General features: G+C 53.3%; 13 protein-coding genes. 12 read left to right on the forward strand and 1 reads right to left on the reverse strand.

Features of this window, described 5'->3' with window-relative positions:
* Nucleotides 1-2 precede the first annotated feature (2 nt).
* The 6 genes from ACKGJP_RS10185 (at nucleotide 3) to mnmH (ending at nucleotide 10808) form a co-directional block, all read left to right on the forward strand.
* Nucleotides 3-875 (forward strand): carbohydrate ABC transporter permease, encoded by an 873-nt coding sequence (locus ACKGJP_RS10185; protein ID WP_409345542.1) that lies wholly within the window; start codon nucleotides 3-5, stop codon nucleotides 873-875.
* A gap of 86 nt (nucleotides 876-961) precedes the next feature.
* Entirely contained in the window at nucleotides 962-2566 is a 1605-nt protein-coding gene (locus tag ACKGJP_RS10190; RefSeq protein ID WP_409345543.1) for an extracellular solute-binding protein, read from the forward strand.
* A gap of 233 nt (nucleotides 2567-2799) precedes the next feature.
* Nucleotides 2800-7251, forward strand: a complete 4452-nt coding sequence (locus ACKGJP_RS10195) for an Ig-like domain-containing protein (protein WP_409345544.1) — start codon at nucleotides 2800-2802, stop codon at nucleotides 7249-7251.
* Between the two features lie 108 nt (nucleotides 7252-7359).
* Nucleotides 7360-8385, forward strand: a complete 1026-nt coding sequence (locus ACKGJP_RS10200; protein ID WP_409345545.1) for a glycoside hydrolase family protein — start codon at nucleotides 7360-7362, stop codon at nucleotides 8383-8385.
* Nucleotides 8386-8643: 258 nt separating this feature from the next.
* Entirely contained in the window at nucleotides 8644-9699 is a 1056-nt protein-coding gene (selD, locus tag ACKGJP_RS10205) for a selenide, water dikinase SelD (protein WP_409345546.1), read from the forward strand.
* A 53-nt stretch (nucleotides 9700-9752) separates the two neighbouring features.
* Nucleotides 9753-10808 carry a tRNA 2-selenouridine(34) synthase MnmH gene (mnmH, locus tag ACKGJP_RS10210; RefSeq protein ID WP_409345547.1) on the forward strand — a complete coding sequence of 352 codons (1056 nt, stop codon included), beginning with the start codon at nucleotides 9753-9755 and terminating at the stop codon, nucleotides 10806-10808.
* Between the two features lie 72 nt (nucleotides 10809-10880).
* Here the strand turns inward: mnmH and ACKGJP_RS10215 are convergent, their stop codons facing one another.
* On the reverse strand, nucleotides 10881-11936 hold the full coding sequence (locus ACKGJP_RS10215) for a flavin-containing monooxygenase (RefSeq protein WP_409345548.1): 1056 nt from the start codon (nucleotides 11934-11936) through the stop codon (nucleotides 10881-10883).
* Between the two features lie 306 nt (nucleotides 11937-12242).
* Here ACKGJP_RS10215 and ACKGJP_RS10220 point away from each other — a divergent pair, with 306 nt between their 5' ends.
* The 6 genes from ACKGJP_RS10220 to ACKGJP_RS10245 all read left to right on the forward strand — a co-directional run bounded on the left by ACKGJP_RS10220 (nucleotide 12243) and on the right by ACKGJP_RS10245 (nucleotide 21520).
* Nucleotides 12243-12944: a response regulator transcription factor gene (locus ACKGJP_RS10220; protein WP_409345549.1), complete on the forward strand. Its 702-nt coding sequence runs from the start codon at nucleotides 12243-12245 to the stop codon at nucleotides 12942-12944.
* Nucleotides 12941-14314, forward strand: a complete 1374-nt coding sequence (locus ACKGJP_RS10225) for a sensor histidine kinase (RefSeq protein WP_409345550.1) — start codon at nucleotides 12941-12943, stop codon at nucleotides 14312-14314. The genes ACKGJP_RS10220 and ACKGJP_RS10225 overlap by 4 nt, the downstream gene beginning before the upstream one ends.
* Before the next feature lie 1169 nt (nucleotides 14315-15483).
* Nucleotides 15484-16602 carry an ABC transporter ATP-binding protein gene (locus ACKGJP_RS10230; RefSeq protein ID WP_409345551.1) on the forward strand — a complete coding sequence of 373 codons (1119 nt, stop codon included), beginning with the start codon at nucleotides 15484-15486 and terminating at the stop codon, nucleotides 16600-16602.
* A gap of 13 nt (nucleotides 16603-16615) precedes the next feature.
* Nucleotides 16616-19648: an extracellular solute-binding protein gene (locus tag ACKGJP_RS10235; RefSeq protein ID WP_409345552.1), complete on the forward strand. Its 3033-nt coding sequence runs from the start codon at nucleotides 16616-16618 to the stop codon at nucleotides 19646-19648.
* Nucleotides 19649-19715: 67 nt separating this feature from the next.
* Nucleotides 19716-20630 (forward strand): carbohydrate ABC transporter permease, encoded by a 915-nt coding sequence (locus tag ACKGJP_RS10240; RefSeq protein WP_409347122.1) that lies wholly within the window; start codon nucleotides 19716-19718, stop codon nucleotides 20628-20630.
* A gap of 2 nt (nucleotides 20631-20632) precedes the next feature.
* Complete coding sequence (locus ACKGJP_RS10245) at nucleotides 20633-21520, forward strand: carbohydrate ABC transporter permease (RefSeq protein WP_409345553.1); 888 nt, start codon at nucleotides 20633-20635, stop codon at nucleotides 21518-21520.
* The last annotated feature ends 11 nt before the right edge of the window (nucleotides 21521-21531 follow it).

The following is a 21531-nucleotide window of genomic DNA, read 5'->3' on the forward strand; positions in this document are numbered from 1 at the left end:
CCATGAATCACCGCACACCGCTCGAACGAAGCATGCAAGGGATCATTTATTTTCTTCTTATCGCGATATCGCTGGTTACGTTGTTCCCTTTCTTCTACGTAGCCATGGTATCCGTCACATCCGAGGCGGAGGTGGTCCGCAAAGGCATCGTCCTCATACCGGAACAGTTTGTCTGGGGCGCATACAAAACGGTTCTGTCCAATACGTTCGGCATCCGGCAGGCGTATACCGTTACCATACTCCGCACGGTTATCGGAACGTCGCTCAGCATGATCGCCACGACGCTGGCCGCGTATGCACTGTCCCGCAAAATGCTGCCAGGGCGGAGCGGGCTCCTCTTTATGATCGTATTCACGATTCTGTTCAGCGGCGGCACGATTCCGACGTATCTCGTCGTCAAGTCGCTGGGCCTCATGAATTCGTTCTGGGCGCTCATCGTCCCGAGCCTGGTCAGCGCGTTCAATCTCATTATTATAAAAGGTTTTTTCGAGCAGCTGCCCTCCGAGCTTATGGAGTCCGCGACCGTAGACGGCGCCGGTGAGCTGACGACGCTTTGGCGGATCGTGCTTCCGCTTTCCATGCCCTCGATCGTGACGATCAGCCTGTTTTATGCGGTAGGTCATTGGAACAGCTATTTCGACGGGGTCCTGTATTTGAATGACCGGAGATTATGGCCGCTTCAGGTTGTGCTGCGGACGATTTTGTTGCAGTCGCAAATGCAGGAGGTGCGGGAGCAGAGCAACGACGCTTCCGTAAGCTCGCTGGCCATCCAAATGGCCGCCGTCATCGTCTCGACCGTACCCATTTTGCTCGTGTATCCGTTCATCCAGAAGCATTTCACCAAGGGCGTACTCATCGGCGCCGTAAAAGGGTAAAATCGGTTTATCCCGCCGAACGTCCGGACGTTCCCGGCGGATGAACATACATTTCATTTCCATGCGATATAAAAGGAGAGGTCGACGTGAAAGGGATATCCAAATGGCTGCCGGTTATAGCAACGGTTACAACAGCGGCGACGGTGCTGGCGGCATGCGGCGGCAACAGTGCGAAGGGCGACGATTCGCCGGCCCCGTCCGCAACGGGACAAGGCGGCGCGGCACAAGCTTTTGACAAGAAAATGACGGTGACGATGTTCCACTCCGGCGGATTCTCGCCGGCTAACCCGCTTCCCCTTAACAAAGAAGAGGACCCGCTTCATCAAATGCTGGACAAATCGGCGAATATCGACCTGCAGATCACGTTCGTGCCGAACGATCAGGCGAAGCAAAAGCTGAATACGATGGTCGCATCCGGCGACGTGCCCGATCTGATCTACATGACGGATCGCGCGATGGCCGTCCAATATTACGACCAAGGCATCATTGCGGATATCGACGGCGTGCTGAAGGATTATTCCGCGCTCAAGAACAACTACTCGAACGACGTATGGGATGCGCTGAAATATAAAGGTAAGGTGCTGGGAACGCCGGGCTACGAGCTTGTTCAAGGCATCCGGGGCGTATGGGTCCGCAACGACTGGCTCAAAAAACTTAATTTGAAAACGCCGACGACGCCGGATGAGCTGCTTGAGGTCATGAAGGCGTTTACGAACAATGACCCGGATGGAAACGGCAAGAACGACACGTACGGCTACGTAATGGGCGTGCAAAAATCGGGCGAGCTAAGCGGCCTCGGCATCGACCCGCTCATGCTCATGTATGGCGTCCATCCAGGCGGCATCAGCGTCAAGGACGGCAAGCTTGTATATGCGACGACCGATGCGCGCATGAAGGAAGCGATAGGCTTCATGAACAAGATGCAGGAAGCGAAGGTCATCGATCCGGATTGGATGACGATCACGGATAACGCCGGCATCGAAAACAAATTTTACTCCGGCAAGATCGGAATCATGGTGCAGGACTGGCGCTCGATGGAGCTGAGCAATCAGAAAAAGATGAAAGACGTGCTAGGCGAGGTGCCGGACTGGGTGCTGATTCCTCCGATGAAAGGACCGCACGGCGACCAGTACTCCACTACGACGAATCCGCAAAACAACTTGTGGTCCATTTCCGCCAAAGCGGCAAAGGACCCTGAGAAGGTCAAGCGCATCATGACGATGCTGCAATACTGGTTTACCGACAAGGAAGCATACCCGTACTTCGCCTATGGCATCAAAGGCGTCAGCTGGGACATGGCGGACGGCAAGGTGAAAATCAACCAGGAGAACAAAGCGAACAAAGAGCTGCAGGACAAATACAGATGGATGAACAACTATGCGAACAACCGCAGGGCGAACGATGCGCTATATTTCAACTTCACGAACGAGAAGACGGCGGAGTTCCAGAAGCTCAACCAGCAATACGTCAAGCCGCTCGGCGTCGAAACGTTCGTTACCCCGGACCCGTCCGATGCGATGTGGGAGGACCGGAAGAAATTCATAAACGAATCCCTGCTCAAGTTTATCGCCGGCAAAGATTCGCTGAACAACTGGGATAATTTCCTGAAAACGCTCGATACGAAGTACGCATACTCGCAGTATCAGAAGTACATCGAGAAAAATTTGAAGGATCAAGGCGTCATGAAGTAACGGCCGAGCCGGGTATTCCCGAGGCCAAGGCAACGGCTACTGAGCGCTGCCCGAGCAACGGGAGAAGTATACGCACGCGGTATGGCGCAGTCATTCGGCTGCGCCATGCTTCTAGCGCTAGATTCCATTGCTCAAGGGCATTCTTTTCCTCTTTGAGCCGCTGTACCTGTTCACGAAGACGTTCACGGCAGCTCGTCATTCATCCTTTATACGGGAAAGGTGGTAGTAAATTTATGAGGGAATTTGCAAATACGAGGCTATCCTTACATAAAATCATCTTGTTTTCTCTATTGATGCTGTATTTTGCAGGTACTGTCTCTATCCAGCAAGCTACAGGCGCTCAATATCCAAACTCTTCGACGATCGTTATCGATAATGAAGATCCCGAGTATTCCGAACAAGGAAATTGGGCTGCTTCAGGGTTAAAGGGGTACAACAATTCATACACCCGTTATGGATATTCCAATACACCTGCCACGGCAAGCTGGAACCCCCTCTTGCAGGCTGGTTTATATCGGGTTTCCATTTACAAAATTGTTCATTCGACCAGCGCAACGAATGCGAAGATCGACGTCCATTATGCCGGAGGGACGAATACGCAATATCTCAATCACCGAGCGGGCTCATCAGGTTGGGTGGAATTGGGTACTTTTCCTTTCGAGGATGGAAACGCGGGGAATGTCTTATATACCTGGCAAGGCGGAGCGCTTGACGGCAACTTTGCCCGTACGGATGCTGTAAAGTTTGAAAGGGTTGGCGATCTGCCTAAGGATACGATCCCGCCGACAGCTCAGCTTATACAACCCATAGATCTTGAAAGTGCGCAAATAGGCGGCATCATTCAGCTATCTTTCAGCGAAAATATGGAACCTGCTTCAGTGAATGCCAGCAGCATCCGTCTTTTTGAGACGAGTTCAGGAACAGTGGTGGATTGTGTCTATCAGTTCCATGGTAACAACTTTCAGTTAATCCCTGTTTCTCCATTAACGTATTCCAAAACATACACGGTTGCTATAGGTTCTAACGTTACTGATCTTTCCGGGAATCCGATTGATGGAATAAAAGAATGGAATTTCACTACGGAAAGGAAACAGCCGCAGACTGTCATTATCGATAATGGTGATCCAGGCTATTCGGAAAGCGGTACTTGGCAGGACAGCACAAGTGTAAGAGGGTATAACAACACATCGACCCGATTTGGAACCAGTAATGGAGCCAATGCTGAGTGGACTCCCAGTCTGGAGGCCGGGACATACCGCGTTTCTATATTTAAGCTTGTAAACGCTAACAGCGATAATAATTCCCAAATAGATGTAAGCCATGCATTCGGCACGAGTACGACATTTTTAGATTATACGACAGGTAATCCAGGTTGGGTTGATTTGGGTGTTTTTTACTTTGCCGAAGGGAATGGAGGAAATGTTCATATCACACCGATGAGCGGCTCTTTTGCGCGTGCTGACGCTGTGAGGTTTGAACAAGTGTTCGGCTCGCCGACAGCACAAATAAGAGCTCCTGTTTTAAGCAATGAAGTAAACATAAATACGTCTTTTACCGTCGAATTTTCCAAAAACATGACGACTGAATTGCTTACAACGGAATGGATCTTGCTGCGAAATCATTCGAATCAAAGTCTTGTTCCCATTCAGATTAAAGTGCTGGAAACAGGCAGGGCTTTGGAGGTTTCACCTCTAACTTCGTTGGCGTTTGGCGCTTCCTATACATTAGAGCTATCGCACGACTTAGTCGACACGGAAGGCATGTTGCTTGACGGAACGACTTCATGGACATTTACTACAGCGATTGCAAGTAATCCGATCAAAGAGTTCTTTGTCTCGCCCGATGGAGATGATCATAATCCCGGCACAGCCGAGGCCCCATTTGCCACCATTGGCAAGGCACAGAGTTTCATACGGACGATAAATAGCAATATGGAGGGAGATATAACCGTTTATTTGAGCGGGGGAATTTATCAACAAAGCGATACGCTGCGGTTTACCGCACAAGATTCTGGAACCAACGGCTACTATATCGCTTACAGGAATAAAGACAACGAACAACCGGTAATCAGCGGCGGCACACGCATTACCGGATGGACGCAAGTGAATGGAAGCGAGGTGTGGAAGGCTTCTGCAGGAAATATGTCTTTTCGTCAGCTGTATGTAAACGGAAAGCGGGCAGATCGAGCCAAATCCGATGACTTATATAGCGCAATCAGCTTCAATGCCGATAAATCCGGATTCATTGTAAGCGATCAGGTGATCGGCAATTGGCAAAATGCCAATCAGATCGAACTTTCCTGGTATAAAGGGTGGCGGCATAGCAGAGCGGTGGTTGATCGAATATTGCCTGGTCCTCAGCCGGGGACAAATGAAATTGTAATGAAGCAGCCTTATTTCAACTGGATTCTGACATCGGGATATACAGCTCATGGACCCAATCTTTACGGCTTTCAAATCGAGAACGCCAGAGAGCTTTTGGATAAGCCGGGAGAATGGTACTTGGATCCTGTTGCTCAGGAGGTTTATTATTGGCCTTTGCCTGGGGAAGAACCAGTCTCATCCGAGATCATCGCCCCTCAAATCGAGAAATTAATCGATATCCAAGGTACGCTTGAGCAACCTGTCGAGTATTTGAAGTTCAATGGCATTACGTTCCGTTACGGAACTTGGATGCGCCCAAGCGAGAAAGGCATCTCTACGATACAAGGGGATATTATTGCAGGAGGAGCTAATCAACAGGGCAGCAGGAATCAAGGAGAGAAAGTATCCGGAAATATATGGATTCACGCAGCCAATCATATCCGTTTCGAAAGAAACCGAGTTGAACATATGGGAGCGGCGGGAATCGTTCTTGAGTACGGAACTTCAGATGTAACGATTACCGGCAACATCTTTACCGATATATCTGCGGCGGCGGTTATTGTTGGCGACTTGCAGGACGCATACCCGCCTGATAATCGGCAGGTAACACGTCGGAATTTGATTAGCAATAATGTCATCTATAATGCAGCTGCCGAATACTGGGGTAGCACCGGGATATTCGGACTCTATGTAGAGGAACTGAATATTTTACACAATGAATTATACGATCTGCCCTATTCGGCTATTTCAGTCGGTTGGGGCTGGAATGCGCATACCCAATCGAATACCATGAAGAATAATAAGATCGAAGGAAACCACATTCATCATTACATGTATAAATTAAGGGACGGTGGAGGTGTTTATACGCTGGGCAAGCAGCCCGGAACGACAATAGAACGAAACTTGATCCACGATCAAATTCATGTATATGGCGGTATATACTTGGATGCGGGTTCTTCCTATATAACCGTAAAAGAAAATATGACTTACCATGTTCCAAAAGATTTTCATGGTGTAAATGATGTGACTAATGACATATCGAATAACTATTTCGGTTTGAAGCCCGATGATGCCCAATTTCCAACGAATCTTGCGGAAAATGCCGGATTGCAGCCTGCCTATCGCGATCTGCTCGCAGGCTTGCCCGAGCCGACAGCTAAACCTGAAGAGACAGGAGAAGGGACGGTGCCGGAACGTTCCGACAATGCGGTTCTCATAAACGGAGGTCCGGGATACTCCGAAACAGGGGAGTGGACGGATAGCAATATTACCGGATATGACGGTATATCTCCGACGAGATACACGGTATCGGGAGAAGCCAGCGCGACATGGCGGCCTAATTTATACGCAGGCTGGTACCAGGTTTCATTCTTTACTATGATCTTCTCAAATAGCGATCCGAACGCAAAAGTGGATGTGTACAGTGCCGACGGATCGACTACGACATATGTGAATCAAACCGTCGGAGAAATGGGATGGGTGGATTTGGGGATTCACTATTTCGCAGAGGGGACAGAAGGATATGTCCAATTGACGCGTATGACTGCTCCTCCTGCCAACAATTACGGATACGCACGTGCTAATGCAGTACGATTCAAGAAGCTTCCTGCACCGGCGGATGCCACCTTTTCTGCAAATATTACATCACCGACCAACACCGATGTCATGGTAACCATCCATTATCCGGATAAAGCAGTCACAAAAGAATATAAAATGGGTGAAAATGGCATCTGGGCTGCTTACACCGCACCTGTTCTCGTAGCGGAAAATGATACCGTCTATGTGAGAGGAATTGATTCTTCAGGCATCATGTCCAACATAACCAGCTATACGGTAAGCAACATTGACAAAACAGCCCCAGTCATTCGGTGGATCGGCGAAGCCACCTACTCGGTAACCGAGGCGGTTTATCTTTCCTGCACGGCGACTGACGACTTATCGGGTCTTTTGGCCAATCCGTGTACGAATGCGCAGGTGGATGGGGTGCCGGCATATGGGCTTGGAGTCGGTACGCATACGGCTACGGCGCAAGCGACAGATCTCGCCGGAAACCAAGCAAGTTCGACTGGTACATTTACAATCACTCTCTCGTTTAACGACTTGCGTGAACTGACACGTCGTTTCGTGACGGAAAGCGACGCGGCGGGCTTAAATGGCGTGATAAACTCACTTATCGCAAAAATCGATAATGCCGAGAAGCAAGCCGATAAGCACAAGGATAATAAGTTCAACGCTTATATCCATGAACTGTCTGCCATTAGAGGAAACAAAATCGCTCCGGATAAAGCGGATATTTTGATCGCACTTTCAGGGTTGCTATAACCGGAAAACAATAGTGCGCGGCAGCAGCTGAAAAATAAAAAAAGCCTGCACAATGGATTGGAGCTGCCGCTCGCAGAGGTTGGAATGATACAGGAAATGGAGGGTGGTATGGGTTTGCGGGAAATAGGAAGAACGATCGGCTTCTCCGACGTGCTGGAAGAACTCGGCCCGGACAACGTTTTCGGCATGCCGGGCTGGCATGTTTGGTGCGGCAGCGCGGTGCGGGGCGGAGACGGGCTCTATTACTTGTTTTTCTCCAGATGGCCGGAGGAGGCAGGCTTCGAAGCATGGGTAACCCATTCGGAAATCGGCTTGGCGGTGTCCGAATGGCCTGCCGGCCCGTACCGGTTTGTCCGCACCTTGTTTGACGGAAACGAAGCGGACTGGGACCGGGTCACGCACAATCCGGCTGTTCTGGAGCATAAGGGCAAGTACTACTTGTACTACATGGGGACGAACGGCCGGCCAAATGCCAGGCACCCCGGTTTGCACGACGTATGGTGGACGCACCGGAACAATCAGCGAATCGGCGTCGCCGAGGCCAAACACCCGGCAGGCCCTTGGCGGCGCATGAAGGAACCGGTGCTGGACGTGACGCCCGGCTCCTGGGATGGGCTCATGACGAGCAATCCTAGCGTTTGCACCGGCCGAGACGGACAGATCGTCATGATGTACAAAGGCGTTGCCGAAGGCCCGCTGCCGAAGGGTGGCGCCGTCAATGCGGGAACGGCATTCGCCGTCCATCCGGCAGGCCCGTTCGTGAAGCGGGAGACGCCGGACATTGCGAATCCCGAGCATCCTTGGGCGGTCGAGGATCCCTGTATCTGGTTCGAGGACGGGCGTTACTTAGCGCTTATGAAAGATTTCCAGGGGTATTTTACGAAGGGAGAGCCGAGCACGATTGCGCTGCTGGAATCGGATGACGGCGAGAATTGGAAGCCTTGTCCGAAGCCGCTGGCAATGCGGCGGGAATTGCGCTGGAGCGCCGGACGCGTTCAGTCCGTCCACCGGCTGGAGCGTCCGCAGCTGCTGCTGGAGAACGGACGGCCCGTCGTCTGTTTTCTGGCCGTACTCGAAACGCCGGAGGCGCGGTCGTATAGCGTTCATATTCCGCTGAGATTAATACCCCGTTGACCGGCTAATAAGACGCGCTTGCTCAACCGAACGGGCTGATCCGGCCGTACATGATCATGGCGCGATAAGCTTCCGAATAAAACGTGTGATAGCGAGGGGCCGAATGGCCCCTTTTTTTAATCTCACGATTTCCTAAATAGTTTTTTGCGCATTTCTATGCTACGCTTCATACCAAACGGGATGTTTCCCGCCTGCTCGCCGATAACGTCCCATGCTAGAAGACTACAATTACCGGAATTAGGGAAAGGATGATCGTATATGACGACAAATCCCGCAATAAAATTAACCTCGCTTTCGAACAAAGGCGGCTGCGGCTGCAAAATCGGGCCGGCCGATCTCGCGCAGGTGCTCCGCAACCTGCCGCAGGCGGAGCCGAACCCTAACCTGCTTGTCGGGCTCGATACGAGCGACGACGCTGGCGTCTATAAGCTGAGTGACGATCTGGCGCTCGTGCAGACAGTCGACTTCTTTACGCCGATCGTCGACGATCCGTATTCGTTTGGGCAAGTGGCTGCGGCGAACGCGATCAGCGATATTTACGCGATGGGCGGCAAACCGCTCACGGTGCTTAATATTGTGGCGTTTCCGATCAAGACGCTGGACAAGCAGGTGCTTGCCGAAATATTGCGCGGCGCAGCCGACAAAGTCAAAGAAGCGGGCGCGACGCTTGTCGGCGGCCATTCGATCGACGATAACGAGCCGAAGTTCGGGCTTGCGGTCACCGGATTGATTCACCCGGACAAGGTGCGCACGAACGCAGGCGCGAAACCCGGCGACAAGCTGATCCTGACGAAGCCGATCGGGGTCGGCATTCTAACGACATCGATCAAGAAGGATCAGCTCAGCACCGAGGAAGTGCGGCGCGTCACCGAAGTGATGACGACGCTGAACAAAGCTGCCGCCGAGGCGATGGGGCCGTACGACGTCCACGCCTGCACGGATGTGACCGGCTTCGGTTTGCTTGGCCACGCCTCCGAGGTGGCCAAGGGCAGCGGCGCCGGGGTGCGCATCGCCCGTTCGCAGGTGCCGGTGCTGCCGCGGGTCCGCGAGCTAGCGGATGCGGGCTTCGTACCTGGCGGCACGAAGAACAATTTTGCGCATCTGCAGGGCGCGGTCGCCTTCGCATCGTCACTGGATCAGACGGATCAATGGATCCTTTGCGATGCGGTGACGTCGGGAGGCCTGCTCATCTCCGTCGCCGCCGAACAGGCCGAAGCGCTGCTTGCCGATCTGCAAAAGGCGGGCGTTGCGGCTGCCGCCATGATCGGCGAGATCGTAGCCGATCATCCCGGGCAGATCGTCGTGACCGAGTAGGCCGGGTCAAGGTTTTGGCATCATTGCCCACATAAGAAGGGACGGACGATACCGTGTTTCAGGATATGACGATCGAACAATTGCTGGAGGAATATAAACGAGGAGGCCTTACGCTTATCGACGTGCGCTCGCCTTCCGAGTTCGCGGAAGCGACCGTTCCCGGCAGCTTGAACATCCCGTTGTTCGACGACGAGGAGCGCAGGCAGGTCGGCACGCTGTACAAGCAGGTAAGCATCCCGGCCGCCAAGGAACGGGGGCTTGAGATCGTATCGGCGAAGCTGCCCGCCTTCATCAAGCAATTTAGCCAGCTGGAAGGGCGCAAGGCGGTTTTCTGTTGGCGGGGCGGCATGCGCAGCAAAACGACGGCGACCGTACTGTCGCTCATGGGCATTCGCGTTTACCGATTAACCGGCGGGTTTCGCGCGTACCGGAAATGGGTCGTGGAGGAATTGGAGCGCTTTGCGTTCAAGCCCCATTGCTATGTCGTGAGCGGCTACACCGGCTCCGGCAAAACAAAGCTTCTCCAGCGGCTTGCGGAGCGCGGTTACCCGGTTCTCGATCTGGAAACGATGGCGCAGCACCGCGGCTCGATTTTCGGGCAAATCGGATTGAAGCCGAACAACCAGAAAACGTTCGAATCGCTGCTCGTCCACAAGCTGCTGGAGGTGAACGATTCCCCGTTCGTGCTGCTGGAAGCGGAGAGCAAGCGCGTAGGTAAAGCCGTGCTGCCCGGCTTCCTGGTGGAAGGCAAGGAGCGGGGCACGCCGTTATTCATCCGGATGCCGGCGGCGGAGCGGGTACGTAACATTATGGAGGAGTATCGTCCGGAGGAGCACAAAGATGCTTGCCTCGACGCCTTCCATCAAATTAAACGGCGCATTCACACGCCGATCGCTGCCGAAATGGAGGCTCATTTGATAGCGGACCGGTTTCCCGAAGCGATTGCGCTGCTTCTCGAGCATTATTACGACCCTCGTTACGAGCATGCCGCTACGCAATACGGAAGCGAGCGCGTCTACATCGATGCCGGCAATGTCGATGAAGCCGTCGAGGCGATTGTGCGCATGCTGCCGGCTGTCAAACCGGAGAACGCTGCGGCGATGCGTTAAACAGCCGATTGTAAATAACCCGTATACCGTTTTGGGTATGCGGGTTATTTTGGCGTAGACGGGTCGGCCCGTTCAGGACTTTTTAATCGCTGCACTTAGCCGCTCTGCCAGAAACGCCGCATCGCACTGCACCCATCCGAGAAGCGCGGAGCCCCGCGACGATTGCCACGGAAGGCCAAGAAAATAAAGGTTGTTAACCGGACTTACGCCGTGATGGTGGTTGGGTCTGCCTTGTGAATCCAATGCCCCGTCTATGGTTATCCACCCATATTCCGCACGATAGCCCGTCGCCCAAACGACGTTGTTTAGCCGCAGCTCCGATCCATCCTCGAAGAAGACACGGTCGCCTTCGGCATTTACCGCTCTTTGCATGGGCGTTATAACTCCCCGTTCCAGAAGGTTTTTCAGCTCGTAGCCGTATACTTGCTCGGGTTGCTTTTTCAGCCAGCCCCCAAACATGGACGAGGCATCCGCCTTAAGCATGCCCAGCTTATCGAAGTACCAGAAAATGCTCCGGCCGAGCAGCTTAAGCGGTTTGAAACGGATGCTGCCTCCAGTAGATAAAAATACATCCCTATCCTTAGCCAGCTCGACTGCCAACTGCGCTCCCGAGTTGCCCGCGCCTACGACCAAAACCGAACCTTCGCGTAACGAAGCCGGGTTCCGGTAGGTGGAGCTGTGCACTTGGACTACGTCTGAAGAGATGGATGCAGCAAATGCCGGAACGAACGGTTTTTGAAACGGGCCTGTGGCGACAACGACTTTATTCGCATGATAGCTTCCTTGATCAGTGTCGACGGTAAACCCTTTTTCCGTTTTACTCATCGACAAGACTTTGGTATTGAGATGGACGGGTAACGCAAAGTTTTTGGCGTACGACTCGAGATAATCGGCAGTTTCGTCTTTGGTCGGAAAACCGTTCGGATCGCCCGGAAACCGCATCCCCGGTAGGCAAGAGAACCTTCGAGGCGTAAAAAGGACAAGCGAATCATACCGCCTCCGCCAGCTTTCTCCGACCGCGGAATTAGCCTCCAGCAGAGCAAAGGACAGGGAAGACTGCTTCAAAAAGTACCCGATCGCCAGTCCGGCTTGCCCGGCTCCAATGATTAACACATCGACGTTATGCATGCCGATCAACTCCTTAGGTAGGAAAAATGGCAGATATGTTTCAGGATACAAACATATGAACATATATTCATATAATGATGATAAAACAAATGGCGGAAAATATCAAGAAATACCAAATCGAATCTATGGATTGGGTTGTTTTTCCATTCTATTATGTCTAACTCAATTATGAAGCAGCAGTCAAAAGTATGCTATAATGGTTCCGTTTCGCTCAGACAGTAAAATCACACCAAAAAAGCGGCATGCCTCCAAGCTGCCGTTTAAGAAGTTGCGTGTCTCACAACATTGCTGTAGGAGGAGATCGGGATGAATATTTTGATTATCGAAGACGAGGAATCGATAAGAGACGTACTCAAATCCTATTTGCTCAATGAGGGGTGGAACGTATATACCTCTAGCGACGGGAAAGAAGCTTTGCAGAAGGTTCAGACGATCAAGATGGACTTGATCATACTCGATCTTATGATACCCGGCATGCCTGGGGAGGAAGTATGCCGCTGTATCCGGCAAATGTCGAACGTGCCGATCATTATGATTACGTCCAAAGCGATGGAAAGCGACACGATCAACGGATTGAACTTGGGCGCCGACGACTATATTACGAAGCCCTTTCGGATGAAGGAAGTGATTGCGCGGATTTACGCCCTGCAGAGAAGGATGAACATGCTTTCGGGGACGATCCGGACGCTGATGTCGTTCAACCGGAGACGGTTCGTTATTAATTTCGAGACCAAAGAGGTGTTCGTGAACGGACAGTCGGCCAATTTGACGATTACGGAATTTAAGATACTGGAGATTCTCGTAAAAAAGCCCGGAAAACTGTACAGCCGCCACGATTTGTCATACGAGGTGCAAGGCTACCGGTTTATCGGGGACGGACGCGCGACTGACGCGCACATCAAGAACATTCGAAGAAAAATCGAAGCGGATCCGAAAACGCCGGAATATATCGTGACGAAGGTCGGCGCCGGGTATAAATTCAACTTCGTCCCGGATGACGACCTATGACGGGAACGAACGGGTTTATCAGACGAACGTCAACGATCTTATTTCTCGTTTTCGCTTTTCTATCGATCACGCTGCTGCTAGTTTCGGATTATGCTTTGTCGGTTTATTGGAATAAGTCGTTGTTGCAATATAAAAAAGAATATTTGAAGGATCAAAGCCACAAAATGGCCTACGCGCTGAGGTCCAAGGTTCTGGCCGCTCCTTTTACGGACGAGCAGAAGGAATGGCTGCGGAGCACGGCTTGGCAATATTCCGCCGTCGTCCGGTATTACGCTCCCGATCGCGTGGCGCTTTGGTACGACTCCGCAGGCGGCGAACCATCGTTTCGGGATCCGTACGCCATTGAACTGCCCGTTATCGAGGACGGGACGTTGACGGGGTATTTGAGCGCTAACTACGATTTGAGCAGCGACGGCAACATCCCTTATTTTTCCGAAATGAAGCGAAACGCGAAAAACGGGAGGATTGTCACAGTCGGCGCGATGCTTGTCATCTCCTTGCTGATCAGCGTCTATGCCGCCAAACGGTTGGCCAAGCCGCTGCAAACGTCCGGAAAGCTGGCGACCCATATCGTGAACGGAAACCGGGAAACGACGATTCCCGTTTCGGGAACGAACGAGCTGGTTCAGCTGACCCATGCGATTAATTATTTGCTGGAGGAGTTCAACCGGCAGGAAAATTGGCGGAAGCAGCTGATGCAGGATTTGACGCATGAACTGCGCACGCCTTTGACATCCGTGCTCTCGCGTTTGGAAGCGCTTATCGACGGCATTTATCCGACGACCGAGGAAAATTTGAACCGGATTTATGCCGAAATCGACCGGCTGTACCGGCTCGTAGCCGATATGGAGAAGCTGTCGGAAGCGGAAGGCGCGCGTTTCCAGCTGAACATCCGGCGGGTCAATATGGCGCATATCATGCGAAGCGTTTACGAAGGGTTTCTTTTCATGGCCAAAGAAAAAGACATTCATTTTACATACTTGCCTCCGCATTTTCCGTGCAATGTCGAGGTCGATCCGGACCGGATCATTCAGGTGCTGTCAAATATGATATCCAACGCGATCAAGTACACGCCGGCCGGCGGGAAGGTTGAAGTCGGTCTAAATGCGGAGCCTGACGATATGAACGAGCTGTCGCTGTACTGCACGGACAACGGGATCGGCATATCCGAGCAGGACATTCCGCTTATCTTCAACCGGTTTTACCGGGTGGAAAAATCCCGTTCGCGGCAAAGCGGCGGTCTCGGCGTCGGGCTGAGCATCGCCAAAGCGCTGGTGGAAGCGCACGGCGGCACCATTGCGGTGGACAGCAAAGAAGGGAGCGGCTCGACGTTCCGCGTCAAGCTGCCAGTAGTGAATAAAGCGAGCTGACCCGCATTATTCCAGAAGCCCCGCATACGTGCGGGGCTTTTTCAGCAGATAGCTCCCAGTTCCAAATCCATCTTTCCCCAGCGGCCGCCCAGCATAGAAGTCCTACGCCAATCGTATAGAAGCTAACTTTGCGTTTCTCTTGCCCTCGTCTAGCCCTTGGACATCCCTCCCTCGTTGAGTAGAACGGCCCTCGCTTGCTTAACGCTCCAACCCGACAATAGTACATCCCAAGCCATGCCCATCGGTTGAGCCTGCGCCTAGCACATATAAGCTGCTTCCCATATCTGTATCCATTAGGGCGAACTCGCCTTGATTCTAATGGTGTTGAGTAAATAAGAACTTTTGGAGGCGTTATATGGCGGCTTTGCTCGGAATACCTCGGATAGCGGATTTCCAAGGCGTTGTTCGGTCCATTTCTGCTATCGCATATGGAAAATCGTGAGAATAAGGCCTCCCAAGTCCGCTATACAACAAAAAGCGGTAGAAGCTTCTGAAATAGCGCCTTGAAAATCCGCTATTCCCTATAGCGGGGAGGGGGCTGTTTCTTGGTGCAAATAAAATAGCGCACCAAGATGTGAATGAACGTTCAGAGCTGGCACAAGCGAGCCGGCCGGTAATCTCTTCTTACTCCTCCCCCCGAAGGTTTTGCGGGGGAGGGGAAGTTGTTTGAAGGGGGGGGGAAAGGTTAGAAGTTAATGGTCATTGGTTGATGGTTGATGGTTGATGGTTGATGGTTAGTGGTTAGTGGTCAGTGGTTAGTGGTTAAAGGTTGATGGATAGGCAATGCGAAGCTATAGGAGTGGCGGGTATCCCTTGGAGGAGCGTTAGCGTTCGCCTTTGCGAGTCGGGAAATAACCGCGGCTGGGCGGTAATCTAATTGAATTTCCCGAGCGCAAGAGTGACCGGAAAGGGAAACCCGCGGCGTATATAGTCTAGCATTACCTGCTTTAGTATTTTCTGACCTAAAATGACTTGACCTAAAATGACTTGACCTAAAATGACCAACCTCCGCTTTCCCCCGACCCTACAGCTCCCCAAACCAACCTGTCTTTTAGTCGTCCGTAAAACCTTCACACTACGTTCACATCGTTTTTGTTACGCTCTCCCTAAAGAATACGCTTTCAAAACGCCGTCAAGGTGCGATCGGCGGCTTCGGGAGGGAACCTGCAATGGCAAGCATTTTGTTCAACCATGTGTTCAAGCGCTATGGCAAATACAAGGAAGTAGCCGTGCACGACTTCAATCTTGCGGTGGACGACCAGGAGTTTCTGGTGTTCGTCGGCCCGTCGGGGTGCGGCAAGTCGACGACGCTTCGTATGCTGGCGGGACTCGAGGACATCAGCGAGGGCGAAATTTACATCGGCGACACGCTCGTCAACAAGATTCCTCCCAAAGACCGGGACATTTCGATGGTGTTCCAAAACTATGCCCTTTACCCGAACATGACGGTATATGAGAACATCGCATTCGGCCTCAGGCTCCGCAAGCTGCCCAAGCATGAAATCGATTTGTCCGTGAAGCGGGCGGCACGCGTGCTCGAGATCGAAAACTTCCTGAACCGCAAGCCGAAGGAGCTCTCCGGCGGGCAGCGGCAGCGGGTGGCGCTCGGAAGGGCGATCGTTCGCACGCCCCAGGTGTTCCTGATGGACGAACCGCTCTCCAACCTCGACGCCAAGCTGCGCGTCCAGATGCGTTCGGAGATTATAAGCCTTCACAAGAAGATCGGCGTAACGACCATATACGTCACGCACGATCAGATCGAAGCGATGACGATGGGCGACCGGGTGGTCGTCATGAATCGGGGAATCATTCAGCAGGTAGACACGCCGGAACGGGTGTACAAGCGGCCGATCAATCTGTTCGTGGCCAACTTTATCGGCAACCCGCCGATGAATTTCATCAACGGAAAGCTGCAGGAAACGGCCGGCGAACTTGAGTTCCATACGAACCGTTTCGCACTGAGGCTGACGCCTAAACAAGCAAGCGAGCTTAGGCCGCAAAACTTGCTCGACCGTACGGTCGTGATGGGCATTCGTCCGGAGCATATCAGCTTCGAACCGATTAGCATCGAGGCCTATCCGCATTCGCTCATTACCGGCTACTCGAAGTTCAACGAATTCGTCGGCTCCGACCGTTACTACCATATAGATTGCAAGTCCGATAAGCCGATTGTCGCCCGCGCCCACGAAAGATTCCAAGCCGAGGACGGCGAGAAGGTGACGATGGCGGTCAACATGGAGCGGGCGCTGTTTTTCAACAAGGATACCGAAATGCTTTTGACGGAATGAGGTGACCGGAGGCGTGGCAAATCGAACGATGAAACGCGTGAAGACGAAAACGATCCTGCTTGCCCTGTGCACGGCGCTGATCGCTTCCTTGGCGGCAGCCGACTCCCAGTTCGGCGGCGCGAATGTGTATGCAGACTCCGCAGCCGCGCCCGCAGCCGGCGGCACCGGTTCGGCACCCGATCTGACGGCGCAGGCCGATGTGCAGCTCGAGCCGTACTTTGCGGAGGCGATGCAGCAGTGGGAAGCGGGGGGCGCCAAGCCGGCGTCGCGGGAGCTCAAAATCCCGGCCCAACGGTTTACGCGGAAGTCCGATGACGCCGCCGTCCGAACCGGGGCCTACAAAGGGAAGAACGATGTGCTTCTCTGGTCCGTCGGGCGGGGCTGGGTCGAATACGACATAGACGTCGAAGAAGCGGGACTGTACGAGCTAGTCTTGGATTATCACCCGTTTACCGTGGAGGACGGAGGCAGCCGTCAGCCTTTGACGCTGACCGCCCGCATTAACGGCGAGCTGCCGTTCCGGGAAGCGCGATCCATGCTGTTCCCCCGGGAGTTCAAGGATGCGGAGCCCGTGAAATACGATATGGCCGGCAACGAAATCCGCTCCCAAATCGTCGAGATCGCCGGTTGGAAAACGAAAGCGTTCGCCGATTCGAGCGGCGCTTATGCGGCGCCGCTTCGCTGGAATTTGCGGAAGGGCGTCAATACGATCCGGATCGAATCGACGATGCAGCCTGCGGCCATCGAGTCGATTACGCTGAAGCCGCCCGCCATGCTCCCATCCTATGACCAAGCCAAGGCGGCGTATCCGAAGACTGCCGGTTCCAAGGACGGACAGACGATTACGATCGAAGCGGAGAAGATCAGCAAGAAAAATTCGTCCGCGATCCAGGACGCCTACGACCGCGATCCGTTTACGACGCCGAGGTCGCTGAAGACGATCTCGTTCAATACGCTGGGCGGTTCCAGGTGGACGAAGGGCGGCCAAGCGGTAACCTGGGATATCGACGTTCCGGAGGACGGCGTTTACAAGCTCGGCCTGCGCGCCAACCAGAACACGCGCAAAAACATCGCCGTGTTTCGGACGATCGCCATTGACGGCAAGATTCCGTTCCAGGAAATGGCCGCTTACAAAATGCCGTACGCCGCCGGCTGGCAAGGGCTGACGATCGAGAACGAGCATGGCGAGCCTTACGGCTTTTACCTGACCAAAGGCAAGCACTCGCTGACGATGGAAGCGACGAATGCGCCATATACGCCAATCGTCGTTCAAATCAATCAAATTTCGGCCGAGCTTCGCGCGATCATGCTTGAGCTCCGTACGGTGACGGGCATCATCTCCTCCGCAAGCGATACGTCGAACCGGGAAGACAAATACCGGGTATGGGACGTTGATAAAGACATTCCGGGGCTGACCGACAGGCTCCGGACGATCCGCAAGCAGTTCGCCGATTTGGCTGAGCAAATGAAAGCGATTAACAAATATACGGACGATGTGTCCCAGGTGTTCAAGAACAGCGCCAAAGAAATCGAGACGATGCTGGAGAAGCCGAACAAAATACCGTATTCGCAGAAACGGATCGGCACGATCCAGGAATCGCTCGAATCCAAACGGGCGGTGCTGACGGACAGTCCGCTGCAGCTCGACAAACTGTATGTGGCGCCGGTCGGCCAAGACTTTCCGCGAATGAAGGCGACCTTCTTCCAAAAAATGACCGGCAGCATCGCTTCGCTGGCTTCCTCGTTCACCGACCGCAACAAGCTGGCGGAGAAAGACGGTAGCGAGCTGAACGTTTGGATGGTTTGGGGCCGCGACTACGTCGACGAGCTGCAGCAGCTTGCCAACGAGAAGTTTACGCCGGAAACCGGCATCAGGGTTAAAGTGAACCTGATTCAATCCGCCGAAATGCTGACGCTGGCGAATGCAGCCGGCATGATGCCGGATGTCGCGCTCGGGGTACCCGGCAATATGCCGTTCGATATGGCACTGCGCAACGCCGCGCTCAATTTGAGCGCATTGCCCGGGGCGGACGACATTTTCGCGAAATACAGTCCCGGCACGCTGCTGCCTTTCTATTACGACGGCGGGTATTACGGCGTGCCGGAGACGATCGGCTTTAAGGTACTGTTTTACCGAAAAGACATCTTGCGAGGCTTGGACTTGAAGGTGCCGAATACGTGGGACGACGTGTATCAGATGATTCCGACACTGCTGCAGAACCAATACAACTTTTACATGGAGCCGGCGGATTTCTCGCCGATCTTCTTCCAGAACAACGTCGAGCTGTATGCAAAGGACGGCTTGAAGACGGGTCTCGACACGCCGGAGTCGTTCCAGGCTTATAAGAAGTGGACCGATTTCTATAACGTGCAAGGGCTCGACCGTGTGGTGCAAAGCTTCTATAACCAGTTCCGGCGCGGCGAAATGCCGATCGGAATCGCCGATTTCAACATGTATATGCAGCTGCTCGTGGCAGCTCCGGAAATCGCAAACGACTGGGGAATCGCTCCCGTTCCAGGCACGAAAAACACGAACGGCACAATCGAACGGTGGATGGGCGGCTCGAATCCGTCCAACGCGATGTTGTTCAAATCGGCGAAACCCGAAAAGCAGGAGCAGGCGTGGAAGTTTTTGCAATGGTATTTGTCCACGGAGACGCAAACGGAATACGGCCTCAACCTGGAGCAGTTCCACGGCGATACGTTCCGCTGGAATACGTCCAACGCCGAAGCCTTCGCGAACATGCCTTGGCGGCCGGACGACTTGAACGTCATCCTGGATCAATGGAGATGGATCAAGGAAATTCCGAACGTGCCCGGCGGCTACATGACGGGAAGGCAAATCGGGTTTGCCTGGAACCAGACCGTCGTGGACGGCGTCAACTACCGGATCGCGCTGGAGAACGCCATTATCGAAATCAACCGGGAACTGGCGCGGAAGCAGCAGGAGTTCCACATTATCGGCGAACAGGGCGAAGTGCTGAAGACGCTCGACCTCCCGTTCGTAACGGAGCCGTGGAAAGGGGTGGATAAGCTTGTCAAATAACGTCCAGGAAATAGTGCATCCGAAAGTCGCTGCCCGGCAGCAGCCGAGTTACGCGGAGAAGGTGCAAATGAAGTTCAAACGATTTCTTAGCGACATTTGGAAAAGCAGACTCTCCTACTTGTTCATGGCGCCTTTTCTCATCATGTTCGTCCTGTTCATTACGGTTCCGGTCATTGCCGGCGTTCTGCTGAGCTTCACGCGCTTCAACTCGATCGAGTTCCCGCAATGGATCGGCTGGTCCAACTATCAAAACCTGTTTTCGCAGGACATCGTATTTCTCAAGCACGTCATTCCCAATTCGTTTAAATTCGCCCTGTTCGTCGGGCCGGTCGGCTACATATTAGCCTTCCTGCTCGCCTGGATTATCGCTCAGCTGCCCTCGACGATGCGCGTTTGGTACGCGCTGGCGATTTACACCCCTTCGCTTACAGGCGGCATCGCAATGGTCGTCGTTTGGCAGGTTATGTTCACGGGCGACCGGACGGGGTATATCAATAACTTTTTGCTGAACCTCGGGCTGATCGAGCAGCCGATTCTGTTTACGGTCGATAAAGGCTATTTGATGCCGGTCATGATTCTCGTCTCGATCTGGGCGAGCATGGGGCTTGGATTTCTCGCCATTCTGGCCGGCATTCTCAATATCGACAAGCAGCTGTACGAGGCTGCGAGAATCGACGGCATCCGCAGCAGGCTGCAGGAAATTTGGTACATCACGATCCCGATGATGAAGCCGCAAATGCTGTTCGCCGCCATTATTTCGATCGTGAATACGCTCAAATCGGGCGGCATCGGTACGCAGCTGTCGGGGATGAATCCGACGCCGGACTATTCCGGCCAGCTTTTCGCCAACCATATCGACGACTTTGCGTTCATCCGGCTGGAGCTCGGCTATGCCAGCGCGGTCTCGATCGTGCTCTTGTTCGTCACGATTATGATGAGCCGGTTTCTGTGGTATTTACTCGGTCCGAAGGAGGGGGAATGAGAATGAAGCTGAGAATGAGGTGGCTGTCGGTCTACGTAAACGACTTCAAGCAGCTTGACGGCACCCAGCGCTGGTTTCTCGTCTTTCTGACGCTGCTGGCCGTGTTTATGCTCATGCCGCTCGTTTATATTTTCAACCATGCGTTCAAACCGCTGCATGAGCTGTTTCTCTTCCCGCCGACGTTTTTCGTGCAGCAGCCGACGTTTCAGAACTTTTACGATCTGCTGAACGCCACGCAGGACACGTTCCTGCCGGTGACGAGGTTCATTTTCAACAGCATCATCGTCACGATATTGGCTACGGTCGGCATGGTCATTTTCGGCGCCTTGTGCGCGTATCCGCTCTCCAAGCACCGGTTTCCGGGCAGGACGCTGATTTTCGGACTCATTTTGCTGTCGCTGATGATCGCGGTGGAAACGATGGGGATTCCGCGTTATATCGTGGTCAAATATTTGGGGATTATGAACACGTACATGGGGCATGTGCTGCCTCTGCTTGCCTTGCCGGTCGGGGTGTTCCTGCTCAAGCAGTTCATGGATCAAATTCCGAACGAGCTGCTCGAAGCCGCCAAGCTGGATGGAGCGTCGGAATGGAACGTGTTTATCCGGGTCGTCGTGCCGATCGTGACGCCGGCCATTGCGACGATTACGATTCTCGCTTTTCAAACCGCGTGGGGGAATGCGGATACATCCGCTCTGTTCATGCAGGACGACGCGATGAAGACGCTCCCGTTCTACGTAAACTCGTTAACGTCGAATTTGGCGAACAGCGTAGCCCGGCAAGGGGCCGCCGCCGCAGCGTCGCTGCTAATGTTTATTCCGAACTTGATCATATTCCTGTTTTCGCAGCGCAAGGTCATCCAGACGATGGCGCACTCGGGAATCAAGTAGGCAGGGGGAAG

The organism is Paenibacillus litoralis, assembly GCF_046244365.1.
Classification (GTDB): Bacteria; Bacillota; Bacilli; order Paenibacillales; family NBRC-103111; genus Paenibacillus_V.

Coding starts and splice junctions, on each gene's coding strand:
- ACKGJP_RS10185 (WP_409345542.1), top strand. CDS start 3: ATGAATCACCGCACACCGCTCGAACGAAGCATGCAAGGGATCATTTAT.
- ACKGJP_RS10195 (WP_409345544.1), top strand. CDS start 2,800: ATGAGGGAATTTGCAAATACGAGGCTATCCTTACATAAAATCATCTTG.
- ACKGJP_RS10200 (WP_409345545.1), top strand. CDS start 7,360: ATGGGTTTGCGGGAAATAGGAAGAACGATCGGCTTCTCCGACGTGCTG.
- selD (WP_409345546.1), top strand. CDS start 8,644: ATGACGACAAATCCCGCAATAAAATTAACCTCGCTTTCGAACAAAGGC.
- ACKGJP_RS10215 (WP_409345548.1), bottom strand. CDS start 11,936: ATGCATAACGTCGATGTGTTAATCATTGGAGCCGGGCAAGCCGGACTG.
- ACKGJP_RS10220 (WP_409345549.1), top strand. CDS start 12,243: ATGAATATTTTGATTATCGAAGACGAGGAATCGATAAGAGACGTACTC.
- ACKGJP_RS10225 (WP_409345550.1), top strand. CDS start 12,941: ATGACGGGAACGAACGGGTTTATCAGACGAACGTCAACGATCTTATTT.
- ACKGJP_RS10230 (WP_409345551.1), top strand. CDS start 15,484: ATGGCAAGCATTTTGTTCAACCATGTGTTCAAGCGCTATGGCAAATAC.
- ACKGJP_RS10240 (WP_409347122.1), top strand. CDS start 19,716: ATGAAGTTCAAACGATTTCTTAGCGACATTTGGAAAAGCAGACTCTCC.
- ACKGJP_RS10245 (WP_409345553.1), top strand. CDS start 20,633: ATGAAGCTGAGAATGAGGTGGCTGTCGGTCTACGTAAACGACTTCAAG.